Raw genomic sequence first — 22,998 nt, forward strand, 5'->3', positions numbered from 1 at the left:
TTCACGGCTGCTTCCTTCCGAGTCTTCCGACCGCCGGGCGCAGCGGTACGTCGAGCGCGTCGTAGAGGCCGGGTTCGGCGGCCGCGAGCCAGTCGATGGCTCCCACCAGCCGTCCCACGGCCGTGGCGTTGCCGCCCGCCGACCGGTTCTCGCCCTCGTCGGTGCACTCGACGGTGACCTCGATGCGCGGGCGGCCCTCGATGACGACGCGGTGCGCTCCGGCGCCGTCGGGGGGCGTGGGCCAGTCCGGGGCGCAGGAGGCGTGGATCCGGGTGACGTGTTCGATGACGATGCGGGGCTCGCCCTCGACGATCCCCTGGACCTCGAAGCGGATGGCGCCCTGGGTGCCGGCCTCGAACTCGCCCATCGTGGCGGTGCGTACGGTCGTCTCCAGGGCGCGCCGGTCCGAGGTCTCGCGGATCTCGTCGAGTGCGACGCCGAGCGCGCGGGCCATCATCCGTATCTGCCCGCCCCACACCATGGTGGGCACGGACGGCATGAGCATCATCGGCTCGAAGTCCATCGGCCGGCCCATGCCGACCAGGTGGCGGACGGAGTCCGGCTGGTCGTAGGTGGAGTAGTCGAAGATCTCCTGGCAGCGGATCACGTCCACGGTGGTGCCGAGTCCGCTGATGAGCAGGGGCAGTACGTCGTTGCCCCAGCCGGGGTCGACGCCCGAGGCGAAGAGCGAGCCGCCGCCCTCGGCGACCGCGGCGAGCACCGGGTCGCGGAATTCGGGCGGGGCGCTGCGGTGGTCGTAGAGCGGATAGAGGGCGGGGCTGACGACGACGGCGCCGGAGCGGACCGCCCGCACGATGTCGTCGAGGGCGTCGTCGGGCCGGACGTCGCCGGAGGCCGCGTACACGACCGCCCGGTGGCCCGCGGCCAGGACGGACGCGATGTCGTCGGTCGCCGGGACCCCGAGTGCGTAGGTGAGCCCGGCCAGTTCGCCCGCGTCGCGGCCGACCTTGTCGGGATGGTGGACGAGTACTGCGGCGAGGTGCAGGGCCGGGTGGGCCGCGACGGCACGGATGGCCGCGCGGCCGACGTTGCCGGTTCCCCAGACAACCGTGGAAATCATGCGCGGAGGGTAGCGAGCGGGCCTGCAGGTTCCTAGAGCCGCGGCCCGTAAAACTAGAACCGGATTCAGTCTTGGGGGGTCGTGTCCTCGCCCGGGGATGTCGTGCCCTCGCGTGAGGATGTCGTGTCCTTGTGCGGTGGTGTCGTGTCCTCGCGCGGGAGCGTCGGTTCTTTGCGTTGCGGTGTCGGTTCCTCTCGGCGGGCTGTCGGTTCCGCGCGGCGGGTACGGGCGCGCCGCCGGGCGGCGCGGTACGCGGCCGCGGCCAGGGTGAGGGCGAGCACCGCGCCGAGCACGATCAGCAGGTTGCGCCCGTACGGCAGCGGCAGCGCCGAGGAGTTGGGCGGCGCGCCGGGGCGCAGCAGCAGCGGGAGGGTGATCAGGACGAGCGATCCGCCGGTGATCAGGGCGCCGCGTACGAGCCCCCGCGCGGCGGCGTCCGAGCCGTCGGCCGCGGCTTCGGGGCGGGCCCCGGCGCCTGCGCCTGCGCCGGACCCGGCACCGGGCCGTACGCCGGACCGGGCCGCCGCGGCCGCCAGGAGCAGGCCGACCGCGAGGACCAGCGGGGCGATGACCGCGTCGTGCAGGACGAGGCCGCCGCCGAGCCAGATGGCCACGTCCAGCGGGCCGGGCAGCTCCATGACCTGCCAGGCCCCGGCGGCGATCAGGGCCAGCCCGAGCGCGCCGAGGAGATACCGCGCGACGGTGGCACGGTCAGGACGGGCGGGGCGGGCGGGCTCGGCGGGGCCGGCGGGGCCGCTTCCGCTTCCGCGTCCGGGGAGCCGGTTCATCACAGCACCTCCAGCAGGGTGACCCACTTGGTCTGGAGCACTCCGGGCCGGTTCGGCGCGATGATCCGGGCCGGGAAACCGTGGTCGGGCGAGAGCGGCTGGCCGTGCAGCGTCAGGGCGAGCAGGGTCAGCGGGTCCCGGGCGTAGTCGCGCCCCATCTCCATGACCCGGTAGGCGCCGCCCACCTCCAGCGAGGTGACCCGTACGGCGGCGCCGGGCGGCGCCCCGGCCCGGTCCAGCAGGTCCCGCACCCGGACGCCGCCCCAGACCGCGTCCACGCTCCAGCCCTCGACGCAGGCGATCGGCAGCTCGGCCACCGTCTGCGGCAGCGCGAGGAGTTGAGCATGCGTCAGGCTGTACGGGAGCGGCCCGCGCACCTCCAGCCGCCAGTCCCGCAGCATCCGCGGGCTCACGCCCGCGGCGGCCGCCGTGCGGTTGACGGGCAGGCTCTGCGGCCCGTACCCGGGATGCCGGGGAGCCAGCAGGTCGAGCCCGGCGAGCGGGGTGAAGGACTGGCCGACGGTGGTCAGGGTGACCGCGCCGACGGCCGCGCCGAGACCGAGCATCAGGGAGCGCCGGTCCGGTCCGTCCTGTGCGGGGAGTTCGAGCGTACCGGCGGAACGCCTGCTCCAATGGGCCCTGATCTCGGGGGCCTTGACCGCGATGTGCAGCAGGATCGAACCGGCGGCCACCCACGCGACGGCGAAGTGGACGGGCACGAAGGAGAACGGCCAGGGGTACCACTCGGCGATGTTGAGCAGCCCGCTGAAGACCTCGAACACGGCGGAGGCGACGAGCAGCGCGACCGAGAGGCGCTCCAGGGCGTGCCGCACCGAGCGCAGCGGCGGCCAGACGAACAGCCGCGGGTAGACCGTCCACAGTTTGACCAGCAGCAGCACGATCGCGGCGAGCCCGGTGCCCACGTGCAGCCCTTGGGTGAGCGCGTACCCCCAGACCGGACGGCTCGGCAGTGAGTCCGCCGCCCAGGACGGCGGGTGCTGGAGATAGTGGCTGATCAGCCCGGTCACGAAGCACACGGCGAAGGCCGCGCCCAGCCACCGGCCGACGGCGGTGGCGGTACGGGCGTCGTGCAGTCGGCCCGAGAACGAGGGCGGTCGCGGGCGCGGCGGGGAGACCCGGCGCGGGGTCGGTGCGGTCATGCCCTCCATCAGAGCCGCACGGGCCGCCGAGCGGGGGTTTCGACACCTTACGAAACGCGGACACCAGGCCCGGCCGGCCCCGTCCCGGCCCGCCGCGCTGCGAGGCTGACCGCATGCACAGCCCCCGCGCCGCCCTCCGCCGCACCCTGGCCCCCGCCCTCACGGCCGCCCTCCTCGTCGCGCTGCTCGCGACGCTGACGGCGACGGTCCGCACGGACGGCTTCTTCACCGACCAGGCGACCCTGACCTGGTGGTACGCCGCCTCCTGGGCCCTGTTCGCGGTGACCGTGGCCGCCCTGCGCGCGGTCCCCGCCCGGTACGTCGTCCCGCTGGTCCTGGCCGGCGCGGTCGCCGTGGCCGTCACGGGCCTGGTCGCGCCGCCGCGCACCAGTACCGACTCCTACCGGTACGCCTGGGACGGCCGGGTACAGGCCGCCGGGGTCTCCCCGTACGACCACGCCCCGGCCGATCCCGCGCTCCGGCGGCTGCGCGACGACTGGCTGTTCCCGCGGGGGGCGGCCGCCTGCGCCGGGCCGGACCGGGCCGCGGTGTCCGACGGGGTGTGCACGCGCATCAACCGGCCCCGGGTGCACACGATCTACCCGCCCGTGGCGGAGGGCTACTTCGTCCTCGTCCACGCGCTGTCACCGTCCGGCGTACGCCACAAGGCCCTCCAGACCGGCGGCGCCCTGCTGGCCGTGGCCGTGACGGCCTTCCTCCTGCTGATCCTGCGCCGCCGGGGCGCGGACCCGCGCCACGCCGCTTACTGGGCCTGGTGCCCGGCCGTGCCCATCGAGGCGGTGAACAACGCCCACGCGGACGTACTGGCGGTGCTCCTGTCGGTGGCCGCGCTGGGCCTGGTCATCCGCCGCCGGGCTCTGGGCGGGGCCCTGTTCGGCCTGGCGATCGCGGCGAAGATGCTGCCCGCCGTCCTGCTCCCGGGCGCCCTGTCCGGCGTACGCCGATGGCGCGACGCGGCCGCCCTGCTGCTGCCCGCCGCCGGTGTCGTGGCCCTGACGTACCTGCCGTACGTCCTGGCCTCCAGCTCCTCCGTCTTCGGCTACCTCGGCGGCTACGCCGAGGAGGAGGGCTACGACGACCCCGCCGCCAAGGGCCGCTACGCCCTGCTGCGCCTGGTGCTCCCCGACTCCTGGTCCCTGCCGGCCGTGGCCGTCGTCCTGCTCGCGGTGGTCGCGTACGTCTGGCGCCGCGGCGACCCGGACCGCCCCTGGCACGGCTCCCTGCTGGTCACGGGCACCGCGTTCCTCCTGCTCACCCCGGGCTACTCCTGGTACGCCCTGCTGCTGATCGCCCTCGTGGCCCTGGACGGCCGCTGGGAATGGCTCCCGACCGCCCTGGCCGGCGCGGCGTCGTACATCGCCTCCTCCCCCGCGGCCCTGGGCCCCACCACCCCGACGACGTCCTACGCCCTGGCCGCGACGACAGCCCTGACGGCAACGGCGGTGCGGTACTGGGCGGGCCGTCAGAGCCATCCGTTGCGGCGGAAGCCGCGGTGGATGGTGAAGCAGGACGCGGCCATGACGAGGAGGACGGCCGGGTAGCCGTACGTCCAGTGCAGTTCCGGCATGTGGTCGAAGTTCATGCCGTAGATGCCGCAGACCATGGTGGGGACGGCGACGATCGCCGCCCACGCCGTGATCTTGCGCATGTCCTCGTTCTGGGCGACGGTCACCTGCGCGAGGTGGGCCTGCAGGATCGAGTCCAGGAGGGCCTCGTAGGCGCTGATCTGTTCCGTGGTCCGCGAGAGGTTGTCGGCGACGTCGCGGAAGTACGGGCGGACGTCGGCGGGGACGGCCGGTATCGGTTCGGTGCCCAGGCGGTGGAGCGGGCGGTCCAGGGGGGCCACCGCCCGGCGCAGTTCGAGCAGTTCGCGCTTGAGCTGGTAGATCCGGCCCGCGTCGCCCCGGCCGCTGAACTCGCTGAACACCGTGCTCTCGACGGAGTCGATGTCGCTCTGGACCGAGTCCGTGACGCAGAGGTAGTCCTCGACCACGTGGTCCGCCATGGCGTGCAGGACCGCCGCCGGGCCCTTGGCGAGCTGCTCGGGGTCGCGTTCCAGGGCCTCGCGCAGCGGGCCGAGGGAGCCGTGGCCGCCGTGCCGGACGGTGATCACGAAGTCGGTGCCGACGAAGGCCATCAGTTCGCCGGTGTCGACCACCTCGCTGCTCTCGGTCAGCCGCTCGTGCTCGACGTAGCGGACCGTCTTGAGGACGGCGAAGAGCGTGTCGTCGTAGCGCTGCACCTTGGGCCGCTGGTGCGCGTGGACGGCGTCCTCGACGGCCAGCGGGTGCAGGCCGAAGAGCGCGGCGAGGCCGGCGAGCTCCTCCTGGTCCGGCTCGTGCAGCCCGACCCAGACGAAGCCCCCGCCGTCCTTGCGGATCCGGCGCAGCGCCTGCTCGGCGTCGGCGCAGTCCTCCTGGCGCACGCCGTCCCGGTACACCACGCAGTTGACCACGGCGCTCCCCAGCGGGGACCTGGCCGGGTGGCTCAGGTCGACGGCGCGCCGGTAACCACGGCGCACGGCCTTGCGCAGGCTGCTGATACGCAGGCTGCTGAACATCGACACGGTACGTACTCCTCTTCGGCGGATCGCCAGACAGTCTCCCACCAGCCAGGTCCCGTCGACGGCCTGCCCCCGGTGGCGCACGGCGCGGGAGGACGGGGCTCCGGAGCGGGGGCTCCGGAGCGGGGGCTCCGACCGGTGCGCGCGGAGGGCCGCGTACCGTTGCGCCGCAGACGAAGGCGTGGCGGGACGATCCGAGGAGACGGTTGTGGCGGCAGCACCGGAAGTGGGATCCGCGGTGGGGGACTTCACCCTGCCCGGCGGCGAGCTGGTGGGCGACGCGTTCGAGCGGCGTGATTTCTCGCTGGGCGCGCAGCGCGGCAAGCCCGTGGTCCTGGCGTTCTACCCGGGCGACAACACCGCCGTGTGTACGAAGCAGCTGTGCTCGTACTCCAGCGGCTTCGAGGAGTTCGCCGAACTCGGCGCCACCGTATGGGGGATCAGCCCGCAGGACGTCGACAGCCACGAGGGTTTCGCCCGGCGGCACGGACTGCGGATGCCGCTGCTCGCGGACACCGGACGCGAGGTCGCGCGGGCGTTCGGGGTCAGCGCTCCGGGCATCGGCCTGCGCCGGTCGGTCTTCCTCATCGCGCCGGACGGCACCCTGCACTGGAAGCACGTGGCCCTGCTGGGAGCGACGTTCCAGAGCGTCTCCACGCTCGCCCGGCAGCTGGCCGCCTTCGCGTAGGGCGTCCGCCCGGGGATCCCTTCTTTCCCGCCCGCGGGTGAAGGTGGCCGGTCCGGCGGACCGGCCCGCGGCCGGGCGGTAGCGTGCCCCGTGCGTGAGGGTCGTCGACCGTGGGGGATGGATCCGCTGTGCCTGCTGTGCCTGCCGTGCCTGCCGTGTCTCCTGTGCCCGACCCTGCCGTGCCCCTCGCGTCCGCCGTGATGGGCCCGTTGCTGCCCGGCGATCCGGTGGGCATCGCCTCGTACCGCCTCGTGGGGCGGCTCGGCGCGGGCGGCATGGGCGTCGTCTACGCGGCCGTGGACGGCGCCGGCCGCAGGGTCGCCCTCAAGACGGTGCATCCGCAGCTCGCCGCCGATCCGCAGTTCCGGGCCCGTTTCCACCGCGAGGTGGGCGTGCTGCGACGGGTCACCGGGCCGTGCCTGGTCCCCCTCGTCGACGCGGACCCGGCCGCCGCCGCGCCGTGGCTGGTCACGACGTACGTACCCGGCCCCACCCTGCACCAGTACGTCGCCGCGCACGGGCCGCTGACGGGGGCCCGGCTGCACCTCCTGGCGGCGGGTACGGCGGCCGCGCTGGCCGCCGTCCACGCGGCCGGGGTGGTCCACCGGGACCTGAAACCGGCCAACGTGATCCTGTCCCCGGACGGCCCCCGGGTCCTCGACTTCGGCATCGCGCACGTCACGGACGGCACCGCGGTGACCCGTACCGGCGTCATGACCGGCACCCCCGGCTGGATCAGCCCGGAGCAGTACCGCGACGGCGCGGCCGACAGCCGCGGGGACGTCTTCGCCTGGGGCGCGCTCATCGCCTCGGCGGCCACCGGCCGGCCGGTCTTCGGGACCGGGGCCCCGGACGCGGTGGCGTACCGCGTGCTGCGCGAGGAGCCCGACCTGGAGGGCGTGCCGGAGGAACTGCTCGGCGTGCTGGTCGCCTGCCTCGCCAAGGAACCCGGCGAGCGGCCGATGTCCGGGGCCCTGGCGCTCGTCACCGCCCGTCTCCTGGGCGGGGCGGACACGGCGGTCCTGCCCGTCGGCACCACCCCGGCGGCGCCCGCGCCGGTGAGCGGCGCAGACGTATCCGGCGTCGCAGACGTATCCGGCGTCGCCGACGTACCCGGCGTGGGAGACGTACCCGTCGACAACGCCCTGATCGCGGCCCGTTGGGACATCCCCTCGATCGAGGACCCCGCCTGGAGCACCGGCCCCCTGACGGGCGCCACCCCCGGCACCGCCCCCGCACCGGGACCCGCACCCGCACCCGCACCGACACCGACACCGCGCGGAATCTGGCTGCGCCGTGGGCTGTTCGTCGCGGCGGCCGCCGCGCTCGGCGGCGTCGTCGGGCTGGGCCTGAGCCTGCTCCCGTCCGGACCGGCCGACGGACAGACGGCCGCGTCGTCGCGGACCCCCGAAGCCCGGCGCGGCGGTACGGCGTCCAGCGCCCCGCGGACCCCCTCCGCACCGGCCGCGAGCCCGGGCGCCCAGCTCTCCGCGAGCAGCCCGCCGCCCTCCCCGAGCCGCGCCGTCGCCCCGGCCCTCACCCGGACCGCGGTGCACACCATCGCCCCCTGGTCCGTGGCCGGCGGCGAACCCGCCGAGGGGATCACGATCACCGGGGAGATCGACGGATCCTGCTGGACGGCCTCCAGCAAGACCCCGCGCACCGACGCCTGGCGCTGCACGACCGGCAGCACCATCCTCGACCCCTGCTTCGCCCCCGGCGAGGGCCCCGCCGAGGTGCTCCTCTGCCTGGACGGCAACGCGCGCCGCATGCGGCGCATGACCCTGACGCAGCCGCTCCCCCAGGACGCGTTCCGCGCACCCGGCGGCCCGGCCGCGACCACTCTGATCATCGAGCTGGCCAACGGCGAGACCTGCGGCTTCGCTTCCGGCGCGACCTCCGTACTGGCCGGTCAGCGCCTCAACTACTTCTGCGACGGCGGCGGCGCCGTGTACGGCGACCCGGACCAGTCCCACCCGGTCTGGACCGCCGACTACCGCAAGGACCAGAGCCCGACGACGGAGAGCGTCCCGGTGCGCGCCGCCTACCAATAGCCGCCCGCCCGCAGCCGCGTGGACGACCCGCGGCCGTCGCCGGCCGCGTGGACGAGACGCGACGCCCTAGTGGTTCTCGGTCGGCCGCAGGTCCCTCGGGATGAGCGCCCACGTCGTGACCGCCGCGACCACAGCCAGGCCCCCGGCCAGCAGGAACGCCGGGGTGATGGCCAGCGTGTAGGCGTGCGAGGCGGCGTCGAGCAGGGCCTGGCCGGCGCTGCCCCCGAGCCGCTCCGCGGTGTGCGCGGCCTCGCCCACCGAGTCCTGTACGGCGCTCAGCGTCGGGGCGTCCAGGCCGAGCACCGGGAGGTTGCCCCGGTAGAGGGCGGCGGCCGTGGAGCCGAGGACGGCCACGCCCATCGCCGAGCCCAGTTCGTAACAGGTCTCCTCGATCGCGGCCGCGCTGGAGACCTCGTCCGCGGGCGCCGTGGAGATCAGGGTCACGGAGGCGACCGTGGTGGCCATGCCCGCGCCCAGGCCCATGACCGTCAGGGCCACGGCGAAGGCGGGGTAGCCGAGGTCGGTGAACCGCTGGACGGTCCAGGGCAGCGCCATGCCCGCCGCCAGCACGACCAGCCCGGCGCCGAGGACGTGCCGGATCGCGAAGCGCTGCATGAGGGCGGGGGCCACCATCGAGGCGCAGATCAGGGCGAGCGGAGCGGGCAGCAGCCGCAGTCCCGCTTCCAGGGGGGTGTAGCCCTGGCCGTACTGGAACCACTGGGTGACCAGGAAGAGGATCGCGCCCATGCCCACCATCGGCAGGAAGATCGCCGTGGCGGCCACGCTGAAGGCGGGCCTCGCGAACAGCCGGACCTGGAGCAGCGGACGGTCCAGGCGCAGCTGGCGGCGTACGAAGACGGTCAGCAGGGCGGCCGCGAGGGCGAGCAGCGCCCAGGGCAGCGGGTCCGCGACGCCGCTCTTGCCCAGCTGCTTGATGCCGCCCGCGAGGGCGAGCATGCCGACGATCGACTGGCCGACGCCCCACCAGTCCCAGCGGCCGGCGGCCCGGGGCGAGCGCGATTCGGGCAGGTAGCGCAGTCCGGCCGCGACGATGACCGCCGCGACGGGGAGGTTGAGGAGGAAGGCGGAGTGCCAGCCGTAGTCCTGGACGAGGAGGCCGCCGACGACCGGCCCGAAGGCCATGCCGCCCCCGAAGACCGCCGCCCAGACGGCGAGGGCGAAGGCGCGCTCCTTGGCGTCGGTGAAGACACCGCGCAGGATGGACAGGGTGGACGGCATGATCGCCGCGCCGCCGACGCCGAGCAGGGCGCGGGCGGCGATGACGTGCCAGGCCTCGGTGGAGAACACGGCGATGAGCGAGGCCGCCGCGAAGATGCCGAAGCCCGCCATCAGCAGCCGCTTGCGTCCCCAGCGGTCACCGAGGGCGCCCGCGGTGACCAGCAGGCCGGACAGGGCGAGCGCGTAGATGTCGATGATCCACAGCTGCTGTACGGCGCCCGGCTGGAGGTCGCCGACGAGCGAGGGGAACGCCACGTTGAGGATCGTGGTGTCCATCGAGATGAGCAGGAGACTGCCGGAGAGGATCGCGAGCACGATCCAGCGGCGCGGGTCCTGCGGGGGCGTGCGCATGGGGTGTCCGTTCGGGTGGTGCGGGGGGCCGGGCACAGGTAGGCATCACTCAGCGAGTCCCCACAGTCCCAAACGATACAAATTTGTCTCATCTGAAGCAACCCTGACTCACCTTTCACCCTTAGGTAAAGAATCAACCATGTCCCATTTGCCCCCACGGAGCTCTTGGCGAGTTAGGTTAGCCTTCCCTTCATGTCGCTCCTCCATCTGGCCGCCTCGGCCGGCTACAGCACGCCTCCCCTCTGGCGCGTCCTCACTAAGGCCGGTTACTTCATCGGCCTGTCCGGAGCCATCGGCGCCACCGTGACCTACGCCGTCTCCGTACGCCCCGCGCTCCGCGCCCCCTCGAGCGACGCCGCCGACGTGGAGGTCCTCCAACGGAAGAGCGCCCGCTACCTGGCCTGGGCCGGAGTCGTCCTGCTCGTCGCGGGCTACTTCCAGCTCGCCGCACGCGTGGCCCGGGCCGGGAAGGGCATGCCGTTCGGCGACTCCCTCTCCCCCGCGCGGATCGGGGACTTCCTCACCGCGCCGGCGGCCAAGGGCGCGTGGATCGCCCAGGGCGCGGTCCACATCGCGCAGAACGTCGTACTCCTCGCCGCCGCCGTCACCCTGGCCGCGCTGTTCCTGCCGCGTGCACGCCGGCACCTGAACGCCCTCGCGCTCACCGCCCTGCCGCTGAGCCTCGCCGTCACGCTCATCGGCGCGGTACCGACCACCGCGCCCAAGAACGGCGACAAGGTCCTGGACCTGCTGTCCGGCCAGCTCCACATCATCAGCGGCGTGGTCTGGGTCGGCGGACTCGCCGTGCTCGCCTCCCTCGCGACCTCGCGCCGCCTGCCGGGTCAGGGCGCGGGCCTGCTGTGGGCGGACATCTGGCGGCGCTTCTCCCTCGTCGCCCTCGTCTGCGTCGGCGCGGTCCTCACCTCCGGGCTGTGGCTGAGCTGGAAGCACGTCGGCGCCGTCAGCCAGCTGTGGACGACGACGTACGGGCTCTTCCTGCTCGCCAAGATCCTGCTGGTGCTCGCCATGGTGGCGGCCGGCGGCGCCAACCAGTTCTGGCTGATGCCCCGCATCGCCAAGGCCCGCGCGCAGGACGACACGTCCTCGCTCCTGCACCTCACGCTGCGGCACTTCCCGAAGGTCGTGTGGGGCGAAGTCGCCCTCGGGGCCGCCGTCCTGGCCGTGGTCCCCTTCCTCAGCGGCTCCGCCCGCTCCGAGGCGGGCAACCCGGCCGCCGTCTCCAGCGGCAGCGTCTTCGCCGTGGGCGCGCTGTTCGTCCTCACCCTGGCGGCGTCCCTGTACGTCACGGTCCGGACCTCCGACGCCCTCGCGCGGCGCACGGCCACCGCCCCCGGCTCCCCTTCTCCCTCCCCTTCCGCCTCCCCCTCCGCCTCCACGCCCGCTTCCGCCTGATCCCGCTCCCGCTCCCGTTAGAATCTCCCACCACTCGAACAAACTGACGGCCGACAGGGCGCGGTTCGGGCCGGACAGAGGGAACGGGAGCCGCCGTGGGGTCCGTAGGGGAAAGACTGAGCGCGGCGCGCGTACGGTCCTTCATCGGCCGGGATAACGAACTCGCCTGCTTCGAGGCCGCGTTGGCGGGCGACGAAGAGGCAGCGTTCGCGTTCTACGTGCACGGGCCGGGCGGCATCGGGAAGTCGACGCTGCTACGGCGCCTGGCGGACCGCGCGCGGGCGGCGGGCCGACCGCTCATCGAGCTCGACGGCCGGTTCGTCAGCCGGGACCCGGCCGCATTCGAGCGCGCCGCCGGTCCGTTCCTGCACGAGGCGGGCACGGTCCTGTTCGTGGACTCCTTCGAGCACTGCCAGTGGCTCGAGAGCTGGCTGTGGCACCACTTCCTCCCCCGCGCCGCGAACGACACGCTCGTCGTCCTGGGCGGACGGCGCGCTCCGCAGGCGCAGTGGACGTCCGACCCGGCCTGGTCCGGACTCCTGTACGTGAGCGAACTGGGGCCGTTCTCGGCGGAACAGGCCCGGAGCCTGCTGGTCGCGGCCGACATCCGGCCCGAACTGCGCGACCGGGTCATCCGCTTCGCCGGAGGCAACCCCCTGGCCCTCTCCCTCGCGGCCGCGGCGGGATCCGCGGGCTGCGGCAGCGAGGAGATCTGGGCCCCCTCGGCGGACGTCCTGCGCACCCTGCTGGCGGGGCTGGTCGGCGAGGTTCCCACGGCCGCGCACCGCCGCGCCCTGGAGGTGGCGGCGCAGGCCCACTCGACCTCCGAGGAACTGCTGGCCGCCGTACTGCCCGAGGAGGAGGCCCATCCGCTCTTCTCCTGGCTGAGGGACCTGCCCTTCATGGAGTCCACGCACCGGGGGCTCCACCCGCACGACGCCGCGCGCGAGACGCTCGCCGCCGACCTGCGCTGGCGGGCGCCCAACGCCTTCGCGGCCATGCGCCGACGCCTGACCGACGAATTCCTGCGCGTACTGCGCGAGGCGCCCGAAGAGCGGGTGTGGACCGTCACCGACGAACTCTTCTACCTCTTCCGGGAGGGCGAGACCCTCTCCCGGCTGCGCACCTGGTCCCGCGAGGACGAAGTGCACGACCGGCCGCTCTACCCGGCCGACCTCGACGCCGTGCTGCGCATGGCCGCGGAGACCGAGGGACCGGCCTCCGCGGAGCTGGTCCGCTACTGGGCGCGGCGCCAGCCGCAGGCCTTCAGCGTCTACCGTCTCGTGAGCACGGGCCGGATCGTGGCGTTCACGGCCCGTCTGGCGCTGCCGTACCCTCCCGATCCCCGGGACCTGGCCACCGACCCCGTGGTAGCCGCCGCGTGGGAGTACGCCGATGCCACCGCGCCGGTGAAACCCGGCGAGCACATCGGGGTGAGCCGCTTCACGGTCTACCCCGAGCAGTACCAAGTCCCCTCGCGGGTGACCGACTTGAGCAGTTCCCGGGCCCAGGCGGAGGCGGCCCGCGCGCCCGGCAGGGCCTACGGTTTCGCCGTCTACCGGGACGCCGAGACCTGGGCCGCGCGCGTCAAGGGAACCCTCGACGACACCGGGGCACGCCCGCGCGTCGGCGCGTACACCTACGGCCTGTTCAGCGTCGACTGGCGGGACGTCCCCGTCGAGGCCTGGCTCATGAAGTTCATATCGGCCCCCGCCGAGCCCGTCCGGTCCGGACCCTCGCCGCTGTCGCGCACGGCGTTCGACCAGGCCGTGCGGGAAGCCCTGACGCACTGGGGGGACGCGGGCGCCTTCGCTGCCTGCGCCCTGCTGCGCACCCGACTCGCGGCCGATCTCGGCGATCCCGCGGGAGAGTTGCGCATCCTGATGCGCCAGACCGTCGACGACCTCGGCCGCGACCCGCGCGGGGTGCGCGCCCGCGAGGCCCTGACCGCGGGGTACTTCTCCGGCGCGCCCACCCAGGAGGGCGCCGCGCGCCGCCTCGGCCTGCCGTACGGCACCTACCGCCGCCATCTGCGCCAGGGTCTGGACCTGCTCTGCGAGGCCTTGTGGCGCCAGGAGTTGCACGGCCCCCGATAGCGGCGACGGCGGGGCCGAGCCCGGCGGCGGGCGGCCCGGTGGACAGGTGCGGACAGCGGTGGACAGTGCCCGGCCCCGCCGGACCTGGAGAGTGGACACCGGGCGGCGCGAGTCTGTGCGCCATGAACGCAGTACGTACACAGACCGACCGGGCGACGGGCCGGACCCCACGGCCGGGAGCCGCGCTCGCGGCGCTCGCCGCGGCTCAGTTCACCGTCATGCTCGCCACCTCCAACGTCAATGTGGCGCTCCCTCAGATCCGGGCCGGAGTCGGCCTGTCGGACGGCGGGACCACCTGGGTGGTCAACGCCTACGGCCTGGCTTTCGGGGCGCTGCTCCTCGCGGGCGGACGGATCGCCGACCTGCTCGGGCGCCGCCGGGTGCTCCTCACCGGACTCGCCCTGTTCGCGCTGGCCTCCCTGGCGGCGGGACTGGCCCCCTCCGCCCCCGTACTGATCGCGGCCCGCGCCCTCCAGGGCCTCGGCGCCGCCGCCATCGCCCCCGCCGCGCTCGCCCTGGCCCTGGACCGGGCCGCCTCCGGCCCGGGGCGCGGCAGGGCGCTGAGCGTGTGGGGAGCGGTCTCCGGCGCGGGAGGAGCGTGCGGCGTCCTGCTGGGGGGTGCGCTCACCCAGGCATGGGGCTGGCCCTGGATCTTCCACTCGGTCGCGCTCGGGGCGGGCCTGGTCCTGGCGTCGGTCGCGCGCTTCGTGCCCCGGTCGCCCGCGCGCGACGGCGTACGGAGCCCCGGGCGGAACGGAGTACCGAGCGCCGGGCGGTTCGACGTGCTGGGCACCTTCACCGTCACCCTCGCCCTGACCTGCCTGGTCTGGGGCCTGACGACCGCCCGCGGCTCCGGCTGGGCCGACGCCCCGGTACTGGGCGCCCTCGGCGCCACGGCCGTGCTGCTCGCGGCCTTCGTCGCGATCGAGCTCCGGCGGCCGGACGCGCTGGTGCCGGCCCGGCTGTTCGCCGGCGGCCAGGTCGCCGCGGGCAACCTGCTGACGGCCCTGCTGGGGTCCGTCTGGATCGCCCTGTTCTTCTTCCTGCCGCTCTACCAGCAACAGGTGCTCGGATACGGCCCCTTGGCCACGGGGGCCGGACAACTCCCCCTCGCCGCCGCCAATATGCTCGGTGCCTCTCTCGCGCCGCGGCTCGCCCGGCGGCTCGGCGCCCGTACGGCCGTGGTCGCGGGCCTGCTCACCGAGGCCGCCGGGCTGCTCTGGCTGTCCCGGATCAGCGCCGACGGGAGCTACCTCGCCGACCTCCTCGGTCCGTGCGTCCTGATCGGCCTGGGCCTCGGCATCGCGTTCGTACAGCTCACCGCACTCGCCGTCGACGGCGTCCCGGGCAAGGACGCGGGTCTCGCCGGCGGGCTGGTGAACGCCACCCGCCAGGTGGGCGGCGCGATCGGTCTGGCCGCCCTGGCCACCCTGGCCGGCTCGGTCACCGCCCACGCGGCCACCCGGCAGGCCCATCTGGAGGCCCTCACCACCGGCTACCGGGCCGCCTTCGCGGTCTCGGCCGCGGTGCTGGCCGCCACGGCGGCCCTCACCCCGCTCCTCACCCGCCGCACCGGAACGCGTACCGCGACGCCCGCCGCCCAGCCGGCGCCCGAGCCACGCACCTCGACCGTCTGACCAGGCACCCCAAGCCCCCAAGCCCCCGGGCACCCATGCCCACCCACCGAAGGAGATCCCTGCCATGACCACCACGAACCCCGCCGAGAAGCCCTACCTGACCGGCCACTACACCCCCGTCGCGGAGGAGATCACGGCCACCGGGCTCACCGTGGAGGGCACCCTGCCCCCCGAGCTGACCGGCCGGCTGCTCCGCAACGGACACAACCCCAAGCCCGGTGTCACCCCCACCCACTGGTTCAAGGGCAGCGGCATGGTCCACGGCATCCGGCTGCGCGACGGCCGCGCCGAGTGGTACCGCAACCGCTGGGTGCACACCCCCGCCCTCGAGGGCGCCCCGTACATGACCGAGCGCGGACCCGACCTGACCGCCAGCACGGCGGGCACGCACATCATCGAGCACGGGGGACGCCTGCTGGCCCTGTGCGAGGCGAACCTGCCCTTCGAGCTCACCCCGGAGCTGGACACGGTCGGCGCCTATGACTTCGGCGGCACGCTGCGCGGCGCCATGACCGCGCACCCCAAGGAGGACCCGGTCACGGGGGAGCTCCACTTCTTCGGGTCCTCGCCCTTCCCGCCGTTCCTGACGTACTACGTCGCCGACGCCAAGGGCGAGATCATCCACAGCGCCGAGATCCCCGGGGCGACCGCCTCGCTCAAGCACGACTTCGCCCTCACCCGCCACCACGTGGTCTTCATCGAGGGCAGTGTCACCTTCGCCCCCGCCGATCACTCCGGCATCCCCTACGGCTGGAGCGACGCCCAGCCCTCGCGCATCGGTGTCCTGCCGCGCGGGAGCGACGGCGCCGCGCGCGTCCGCTGGTTCTCCATCGAACCGGGCAGCTTGCTGCACGTGTCCAACGCCTACGAGGACGGGCAGGGCCGCATCGTCCTGGAGGGCCCGACCGTGGACCGCGAGGGCTTCCGGCTCTCCTGGAACTGGTGGATCGGCGCGCCCGACCGCGGCACCGAGCCCGCGGCCCGCTCCTACACCCGCCGCTGGGTCATCGACCTGGCCGACGGCACCGTCGACGAGCAGATCACCGACGACCTGCCGGTGGAGTTCCCGACCCTCAACGAGGCGTACCTGGGCGCCGAGAACCGCTACCAGTACGCCATCGCCTTCCCGGACGAGAAGGGCTTCGGCGGCTACGGCGTCGTCAAGTACGACCGCACCACCGGCGCCCGCCGCATCCACCAGGTCGGTGACGCCCGCCTGCCGAGCGAAGCCGTCTTCGTCCCCGCGGCCCGGGCGACGTGCGAGGACGACGGCTACCTGCTGACCGTCGTCTCCGACCTCAAGCAGAACGCGTCACAGCTGCTGGTCCTCGACGCCGCCGGCCTCGACCGCATCGCCACCGTCCACCTGCCGCACCGCGTACCCGCCGGCATCCACGGCTCCTGGATCCCGGACAACCCCCTGACGGACCAGCGGAGCTGACGCTCCGCCCGTACGAAGCGGTCCCGGTGGCCCGCACCCCGGCGGTCGAGGCCGGGGTGCGTGAAGCCGAGTCCCCGGGTCAGGCCCCGGCCGCTCCGGTTCCCGCGATCGCCTCCGGGCGCAGCAGGGCGGCGAGCGTCTCCGCCGGGAGCAGCCCCTGTTCCAGGACGAGCTCGGCCACGCCCCGGCCGGTGGCGAGGGCTTCTTTGGCGATGGCGGTGGCGGCGGTGTATCCGATGTGCGGGTTCAGGGCGGTCACCAGGCCGATGGAGTTCTCGACCGTGGCGCGCAGGGTCGCGGTGTTGGCGGTGATGCCGCCCACGCAGCGCTCGGCGAGGGTGAGGCAGGCCGCGCGCAGGTGGGTGACGGACTTCGAGAGCGAGTGCAGGATGACCGGCTCGAAGGCGTTGAGCTGGAGCTGTCCGCCCTCGGCGGCCATGGTGATGGTGATGTCGTTGCCGATCACCTCGAAGGCGACCTGGTTGACGACCTCCGGGATCACCGGGTTGACCTTGCCGGGCATGATGCTCGAACCCGCCTGTACCGGCGGCAGGTTGATCTCGCCGAAGCCCGCGCGCGGCCCGGAGGACAGCAGGCGCAGGTCGTTGCAGGTCTTGGACAGCTTGACGGCGATGCGCTTGAGGACGCCCGACATCTGGACGAACGCGCCGCAGTCCTGCGTGGCTTCGACCAGGTTGGCCGCGGTGACCAGGGGCAGCCCCGTGATGTCGGCGAGGCGGCTGCGGGCCGCCTCGGCGTATCCGGGCGGGGCGTTGAGACCGGTGCCGATGGCGGTGGCGCCGAGGTTGATCTCGTAGAGGAGCCCGAGGGCCTCCGCGAGCCGGCAGCGGTCCTCGTCGAGCATGACGGCGAAGGCGGAGAACTCCTGCCCGAGCGTCATCGGCACGGCGTCCTGCAGCTGGGTGCGGCCCATCTTCAGGACGTCGCGGAACTCGGCGGCCTTGCGGGTGAACGCGTCCTGGAGGACGGCCATGGCGTCGAGCAGGCCGCGCACCGCGAAGACGGTCGCGATCCGCACGGCGGTCGGGTAGACGTCGTTGGTGGACTGGCCGAGGTTGACGTCCTCGTTGGGGTGCAGGTGCCGGTAGTCGCCCCTGGCGCGGCCCAGCAGCTCCAGAGCCCGGTTGGCGATGACCTCGTTGGCGTTCATGTTGGTGGAGGTGCCGGCGCCGCCCTGGATGACGTCGACGACGAACTGGTCGTGGAGCTTGCCGCCACGTATCTCCTGGCAGGCGGCTTCGATCACGGCGGCCTTCGCGGGCTCCAGCAGGCCGAGTTCCTCGTTGGCGAGGGCGGCGGCCTCCTTGACTGCGGCGAGGGCGTCGATCAGGTGCGGGTAGACGGAGATGGGCGTGCCGGTGATGGGGAAGTTCTCGATGGCGCGCAGGGTGTGGACGCCCCAGTAGGCGTCGGCGGGGACGTCGCGGTCCCCGAGCAGGTCGTGTTCACTGCGGGCGGCGGCGGTCATGGGTGGGCGGCCCTCTTCCTGAGGTGGGTGGGTCACGGTGGTGAAGGGGATGGATTCAGGCGGTGGCGGGGACGCCGGGCGGGTGCAGCGCCGCCACCGGCCGGATGCCGCCGACCGGCCGGCCTCCGCCGGAGACCGGCTCGCCCTCGAACGCGGCGAGCAGCCTCGGTTCGACTCCCGCCCGGGCGAGGGCGGCCGCCGTCACGGGCATGCGCGCCCGGTCCGCGCCGTCGGCGATCTTCACGGCGACGGCGCGGCCGTCGGGCAGTGCGGCGACCTGGACGCCCTCGAATCCGTCCTTGGCCAGCAGCCCGGGCACCGCGCGCATAAGCTCGGCCGAGTCCCGCCCCGTGCCGGACGCCATCTCCGGGTGGACACGCAGGGCGTCCGCCACACGGCGCTCGGCGGTGTCCGGCGCGGCCGTGGCGATGCGGGCGGCGGCGCGGGCCAGGCCGTACAAGGACATCGCGAACAGCGGGGATCCGCAGCCGTCGACGGTGACGCTCGCGATGTGCTGGCCGGTGAGTTCCTCGACCACCTCGGCGATCGCCCTCTGGAGCGGGTGGCCCGGGTCGAGGTAGCTCTCCAGGGGCCAGCCGGCCAGCGTGCACACGTACAGCATCGCCGCGTGCTTGCCCGAGCAGTTCTGGGCGAGCCGCGAGGGCCCGCGGCCCTCGCGCAGCCAGGCGTCCCGGACCGCCGCGGCGTACGGCAGGTCGGGGACGTTGCGCAGGTCGTCCTCGGTGACGCCGGCCCGTTCGAGGATCTGCCGGGTGCCGGCGAGGTGGCGCTCCTCGCCGGAGTGGCTGCCCATCGCCAGGGAGAGCAGGGCGCCGTCGAGCGGCAGCCCGGCCCGCACCATGGCGACGGCCTGGACCGGCTTGAGGGCCGAGCGCGGGTAGCACGCGGCCTCGATGTCGCCGATGCCCCACCGGACGGCGCCGTCGCCGTCGAGGACGACGACGGAGCCGTAGTGGACTCCCTCGATCACGCCGCCCCGGGTGACGTGGGCGACCGGTACGTGCTGGGGCTCGCGGATCGCGGGCGCGTCCGCGAGGAGACTGCTGCGCATCACTGCCTCGTTCGGTGGTGGGTTGCCGCGGACCGGTGTGGCGGGCGGCGCGCCCGGCCCGCCCCGGGGGGCGGGACGGGTCGGGGTCCGCCTCAGCCCTCGCTCTTGCCGGCGGCGTCCGCCACGCGGCCGCGGACGGCGTACCAGCCGGCGACCAGCGCCGCGGCGATCAGCGGCACGCACAGCACGGTGGTGCGCGCGGCCCCTCCGTCGGCGTACATGAGGACCAGGACGGAGGCGAGGAAGGCCAGCGTCACGAGTTCGGTCCACGGGGAGCCGGGCAGGCGATAGGCGGGGCGGGTCAGTTCACCGTCACGGGTCTTCCGCCAGAAGAGGAGGTGGCAGAGCATGATCATGCCCCAGGTGGCGAGGATGCCGATGGCGGCGAGGTTGAGCACGATCTCGAACGCCTCCGCCGGGACGACGAAGTTGAGCCCGACGCCGAGGACGCACATGCCGCTGGTGAGCAGGATGCCGCCGTAGGGCACCTGGGTCCGGCTCAGCCGGGCGGTGAAGCGCGGGGCGGAGCCGTTGACGGCCATCGAGCGCAGGATGCGGCCGGTGGAGTAGAGGCCGGAGTTGAGCGAGGACATGGCCGCGGTGAGGACGACCAGATTCATCACGTCGCCGGCCGCCGGGACGCCGATGTGGGAGAGGACGGTCACGAACGGACTCTGGCCGGCGCTGTAGCTGCTCCACGGCATCAGCATCGACAGCAGGACGACCGAGCCGACATAGAAGAGGCCGACGCGCCACATGATCGAGTTGATCGCCTTCGGCATGATCTTCTCAGGATTCTCGGTCTCACCGGCGGCGACTCCGACCAGTTCGACGGAGGCGTAGGCGAAGACGACGCCCTGGATGATCAGCAGCATGGGCAGCAGGCCGTTGGGAAAGATCCCGCCGTTGCCGGTGATCAGGGCCGGGCCGGGGACGGCGCCGTCGACGGGGTGCCGGGTCACGAGGAAGAAGATCCCGATCGCCATGAAGACCACCAGCGCGCCGACTTTGACGATGGCGAACCAGAACTCCAGTTCGCCGAAGATCCGCACCGAGATGAGGTTCACGGTGAGGACCACGGCCAGGGCTATGAAGGCGATCACCCACTGCGGGACGTCGGAGAACAGGCGCCAGTAATGGGTGTAGGTGGCGACGGCGGTGATGTCGGCGATGCCGGTGGTCGCCCAGTTGAGGAAGTACATCCAGCCCGCGGTGTACGCGCCCTTCTCCCCGAGGAACTCCCGGGCGTACGAGACGAAGGCGCCGGAGGACGGCCGGTACATGACGAGCTCGCCGAGCGCCCGCACGACGAGGAACGCGAAGATCCCGCAGACGGCATAGGCGACGAACAGGGAGGGCCCGGCGTCGGCGAGGCGTCCGCCCGCGCCGAGGAAGAGCCCGGTGCCGATCGCACCCCCGATGGCGATCATGTTGACGTGCCGGGGTTTCAAGGACTTGCTGTAGCCGGTGTCCCCGGCGTCGACGTGACGGGTCGTGGGGCGCTTCTCGTCTTTGAGGAACTGCTCGCTCACGCCTCGGGTCTGCCTTCCGTGGAGGTGGCCGCGCGCTGGGGGCGCACGATGTCGGTGAGGGTCTTCTCGACGCGCAGGAGGTGGTGGGACATGGCCTCCACCGCGTCGTGCTCGGAACCGTCGGCCAGCGCCTCGAGGATCGCCCGGTGCTCGCAGTTGGACTGCTCGCGCCGGCCGCCCAGTTCGTTGAGGAAGGTCGACTGACGCGCCAGTGCGTCGCGGATCTCCTCGATGACGCGCCGGAAGACGGGGTTGCGGGATGCCTCGGCCACCGCCAGGTGGAAGACGGTGTCCATCGCCACCCACGCGGTGGTGTCGGTCTCCTGCTCCATCCGGTCGAGCAGATGGCCCAGATGGTCCAGGTCCTCCGGGGTGCGGCGCAGCGCGGCGTACCCGGCGACCGGGATCTCGACGTGCCGGCGCACCTCCAGCAGGTCGCTGGCGACGTAGTCGCCGAAGGTGGGGTCCTCGACCGTGTTCGCCAGGACGAACGTGCCCTTGCCGGTCTTGGAGACGGTCAGTCCGATGGCTTGGAGGGCGCGGAGCGCCTCCCGCAGCACGGGCCGGCTGACCTGGAGGACCCGGCACAACTCGGCTTCGGAGGGGAGCTTGTCGCCCACGGCGTACTCACCGCGCTCGATGGCGCTGCGCAGGTGACCGAAGACCGCTTCCATCGCGCTGACGCGCCGGGGGGCCTGGCCACCTGTCTGGCTGTCTGACAGGTTCACGCTGCGATCCTGAGGGGTGCGCCGGAGGGTGTCAAGACTCCGTGTCGGAAAGGTCCGGCCCGGCGAGCTCCGTACGGTGCGCGTTGTCCGTCCGGCCGCCGGAGTCGCCGGATCGGCGCCGACGGCGGCCGGAGGTGAACGGACCATGGAGTCCGCATGAAATACGGCCAACCTGGCGACGGCCGCACGCGCGTAGACCGCACCGCGACGCCGGGGATCACGGCGCGTCCGAGTATCGGACGCGATGGCTGAAAGTTAAACTATGGGGTGGGCGGTGCACTACGTTCCCCCTCGGTTGACGTTCCACCGAGAGGACACCCCTCATGACCGCAGCCGACGACAGCGCACCGGCAACGGCCCACATCCTCACCGGCTACCGCCCCGAGGACGGCTTCATGGCCGTGGAGCTGGACCCGCCTCCCGCCGAATACGTCTGGCACGACGAGCACGCCGAGCAGCGGGAGCGGCGCTACGGCCCGGGAGCGGGCTACCACCAGTGGCTGGCCGTGGACGCGCGCGGCGGCGCCGTCTGGTTCGGCGACATCGACTGGCGCGCCCCGCGTGAGGACCTCGGCCGCCGGCTCCCCGGCCTCCCCCGCAGGACGCTCGGCGACGGGGCCGTCCCGGCACCCGGAGTCATGGTGCAGCTGCTCGGCCACCTGACCCATGACGAACGGCGGGGCTGCTCCTGGCGCTTCTTCACCGCCGAGGAGTTGCACGCACTCGCGCTGCGCGTACTGCCCGCCGTGCAGCGGCTCGTGGACTCCATCCACCGGATCGGACCGGAAGGCGAGCTGGAGTGGTCGGCCGAGGCCGCCACCGCCTGGGACGACATCGAGGAGGCCACGACCCACACCGTCACCTCCTCCGGCGAACTCCTCTGGCCCCGGCCGCACACGACACCGACCCCGGCGTGGCGCGTCGAGGTCGGCGCGTTCCTCGCCGTGAACCCCGACCTGTGCGACCCCTCCTGGGGCCTGGCCACGGACGCGGAGCTCGATGCCTACGCCGACTACCGTCCCGAGAGCGGCTACGGCGGCGTACCGGGGCGGCTGTGCCGGGCCGCCGACCGGCGGATCGAGGACGGTTTCACCTTCTACGGCCACCGCGCCGCCCTGTACGCCTACCGCGCCCAGGCGTGCGGCGACCGCACGCCGACGGACGCCCGCACCTGGCTGGAGACGACCGAGGCGGGCAGGGGCACCTGGGAGGCGGCCAAGCCCCTCGGAGCCACTCTCGCCGACGTTCCGGACTGCCTGCTGGCGGCCCTGGCCGAAGGGTTCCAGAGCGCCGCGCACGAGGAGGGCCTGGTCCTGACCGGCCTGGACGCCCATCTGCGCCGGCTGCGTGCCGAGGAACGCTCCGCCGTCGACCGGCAGCTCGTCCGCGAAGCCGAGCACGTCGAACGCCTCGAGAACACGCTCAAGGACCTCCGCGCCGCGCGGAACCGCACCGTGACGCGGATCCTGGCCTGGTCCGACGGGCGCAGCGACGGGGAAATCGCCCGCCTGGTGTCCCTGCCCGACGACTACGTCAGCGAGTGGCGGGCCCGGCTGACCGACGGACGGACGACCGGCACGCCCACCCCCTGAAGCACCGCGCGCGGCGAGGACCGGGGCACCAGCACCGCCGCCTCCCCCACGGC

The 22,998-nt window shown here is 73.5% G+C and carries 17 protein-coding genes; 8 read left to right on the top strand and 9 right to left on the bottom strand.

The window, feature by feature from the left end; all coding sequences use genetic code 11:
* Position 1 precedes the first annotated feature (1 nt).
* The 3 genes from ABT084_RS11945 to ABT084_RS11955 form a co-directional block, all read right to left on the bottom strand.
* The gene (locus tag ABT084_RS11945) at positions 2-1,081 is read right to left on the bottom strand and encodes an NAD(P)H-dependent amine dehydrogenase family protein (protein ID WP_351041323.1); all 1,080 of its coding nucleotides are present in this window, start codon (positions 1,079-1,081) and stop codon (positions 2-4) included.
* 65 nt (positions 1,082-1,146) lie between these two features.
* Positions 1,147-1,869: a hypothetical protein gene (locus ABT084_RS11950; RefSeq protein ID WP_351041326.1), complete on the bottom strand. Its 723-nt coding sequence runs from the start codon at positions 1,867-1,869 to the stop codon at positions 1,147-1,149.
* A complete protein-coding gene (locus ABT084_RS11955; protein WP_351041328.1) occupies positions 1,869-3,029 on the bottom strand; it encodes a molybdopterin-dependent oxidoreductase in 1,161 nt (386 codons plus the stop codon). The genes ABT084_RS11950 and ABT084_RS11955 overlap by 1 nt, the downstream gene beginning before the upstream one ends.
* A gap of 113 nt (positions 3,030-3,142) precedes the next feature.
* Here ABT084_RS11955 and ABT084_RS11960 point away from each other — a divergent pair, with 113 nt between their 5' ends.
* Positions 3,143-4,591 carry a glycosyltransferase 87 family protein gene (locus ABT084_RS11960; protein WP_351041330.1) on the top strand — a complete coding sequence of 483 codons (1,449 nt, stop codon included), beginning with the start codon at positions 3,143-3,145 and terminating at the stop codon, positions 4,589-4,591.
* Here the strand turns inward: ABT084_RS11960 and ABT084_RS11965 are convergent.
* Positions 4,513-5,610: a magnesium and cobalt transport protein CorA gene (locus tag ABT084_RS11965; protein ID WP_351041585.1), complete on the bottom strand. Its 1,098-nt coding sequence runs from the start codon at positions 5,608-5,610 to the stop codon at positions 4,513-4,515. The two genes, ABT084_RS11960 and ABT084_RS11965, sit on opposite strands and share 79 nt — an antisense overlap.
* Positions 5,611-5,821: 211 nt before the next feature.
* Here ABT084_RS11965 and ABT084_RS11970 point away from each other — a divergent pair, with 211 nt between their 5' ends.
* Positions 5,822-6,301 (top strand): peroxiredoxin, encoded by a 480-nt coding sequence (locus tag ABT084_RS11970; protein ID WP_351041333.1) that lies wholly within the window; start codon positions 5,822-5,824, stop codon positions 6,299-6,301.
* A gap of 164 nt (positions 6,302-6,465) precedes the next feature.
* Positions 6,466-8,355, top strand: coding sequence for a serine/threonine-protein kinase (locus ABT084_RS11975; RefSeq protein ID WP_351041336.1), 1,890 nt, complete (start codon positions 6,466-6,468; stop codon positions 8,353-8,355).
* A gap of 66 nt (positions 8,356-8,421) precedes the next feature.
* Here ABT084_RS11975 and ABT084_RS11980 read toward each other — a convergent pair whose 3' ends face one another.
* Positions 8,422-9,945: an MFS transporter gene (locus ABT084_RS11980; RefSeq protein WP_351041339.1), complete on the bottom strand. Its 1,524-nt coding sequence runs from the start codon at positions 9,943-9,945 to the stop codon at positions 8,422-8,424.
* A gap of 192 nt (positions 9,946-10,137) precedes the next feature.
* Here ABT084_RS11980 and ABT084_RS11985 point away from each other — a divergent pair, with 192 nt between their 5' ends.
* The 4 genes from ABT084_RS11985 (at position 10,138) to ABT084_RS12000 (ending at position 16,532) form a co-directional block, all read left to right on the top strand.
* The gene (locus tag ABT084_RS11985; RefSeq protein ID WP_351041341.1) at positions 10,138-11,358 is read left to right on the top strand and encodes a CopD family protein; all 1,221 of its coding nucleotides are present in this window, start codon (positions 10,138-10,140) and stop codon (positions 11,356-11,358) included.
* Positions 11,359-11,453: 95 nt separating this feature from the next.
* Positions 11,454-13,454 carry an ATP-binding protein gene (locus tag ABT084_RS11990; RefSeq protein WP_351041344.1) on the top strand — a complete coding sequence of 667 codons (2,001 nt, stop codon included), beginning with the start codon at positions 11,454-11,456 and terminating at the stop codon, positions 13,452-13,454.
* A gap of 122 nt (positions 13,455-13,576) precedes the next feature.
* Complete coding sequence (locus ABT084_RS11995; protein ID WP_351041346.1) at positions 13,577-15,091, top strand: MFS transporter; 1,515 nt, start codon at positions 13,577-13,579, stop codon at positions 15,089-15,091.
* A 64-nt stretch (positions 15,092-15,155) separates the two neighbouring features.
* The gene (locus tag ABT084_RS12000) at positions 15,156-16,532 is read left to right on the top strand and encodes a carotenoid oxygenase family protein (RefSeq protein WP_351041349.1); all 1,377 of its coding nucleotides are present in this window, start codon (positions 15,156-15,158) and stop codon (positions 16,530-16,532) included.
* A gap of 79 nt (positions 16,533-16,611) precedes the next feature.
* Here the strand turns inward: ABT084_RS12000 and aspA are convergent, their stop codons facing one another.
* The 4 genes from aspA to ABT084_RS12020 all read right to left on the bottom strand — a co-directional run bounded on the left by aspA (position 16,612) and on the right by ABT084_RS12020 (position 21,353).
* Complete coding sequence (gene aspA / locus ABT084_RS12005; protein ID WP_351041352.1) at positions 16,612-18,021, bottom strand: aspartate ammonia-lyase; 1,410 nt, start codon at positions 18,019-18,021, stop codon at positions 16,612-16,614.
* Between the two features lie 55 nt (positions 18,022-18,076).
* Positions 18,077-19,093, bottom strand: coding sequence for an asparaginase (locus ABT084_RS12010; protein WP_351041355.1), 1,017 nt, complete (start codon positions 19,091-19,093; stop codon positions 18,077-18,079).
* A 92-nt stretch (positions 19,094-19,185) separates the two neighbouring features.
* The gene (locus tag ABT084_RS12015; protein WP_351041358.1) at positions 19,186-20,625 is read right to left on the bottom strand and encodes an amino acid permease; all 1,440 of its coding nucleotides are present in this window, start codon (positions 20,623-20,625) and stop codon (positions 19,186-19,188) included.
* The gene (locus ABT084_RS12020) at positions 20,622-21,353 is read right to left on the bottom strand and encodes a FadR/GntR family transcriptional regulator (RefSeq protein ID WP_351041360.1); all 732 of its coding nucleotides are present in this window, start codon (positions 21,351-21,353) and stop codon (positions 20,622-20,624) included. The genes ABT084_RS12015 and ABT084_RS12020 overlap by 4 nt, the downstream gene beginning before the upstream one ends.
* A gap of 323 nt (positions 21,354-21,676) precedes the next feature.
* Between ABT084_RS12020 and ABT084_RS12025 the strand changes: the two genes are divergently transcribed.
* Positions 21,677-22,945 (top strand): hypothetical protein, encoded by a 1,269-nt coding sequence (locus ABT084_RS12025; RefSeq protein WP_351041363.1) that lies wholly within the window; start codon positions 21,677-21,679, stop codon positions 22,943-22,945.
* Positions 22,946-22,998 lie beyond the last annotated feature (53 nt).

Origin of the sequence: Streptomyces sp. NPDC002138, from assembly GCF_040296485.1 — a bacterium.
GTDB lineage: Bacteria > Actinomycetota > Actinomycetes > Streptomycetales > Streptomycetaceae > Streptomyces.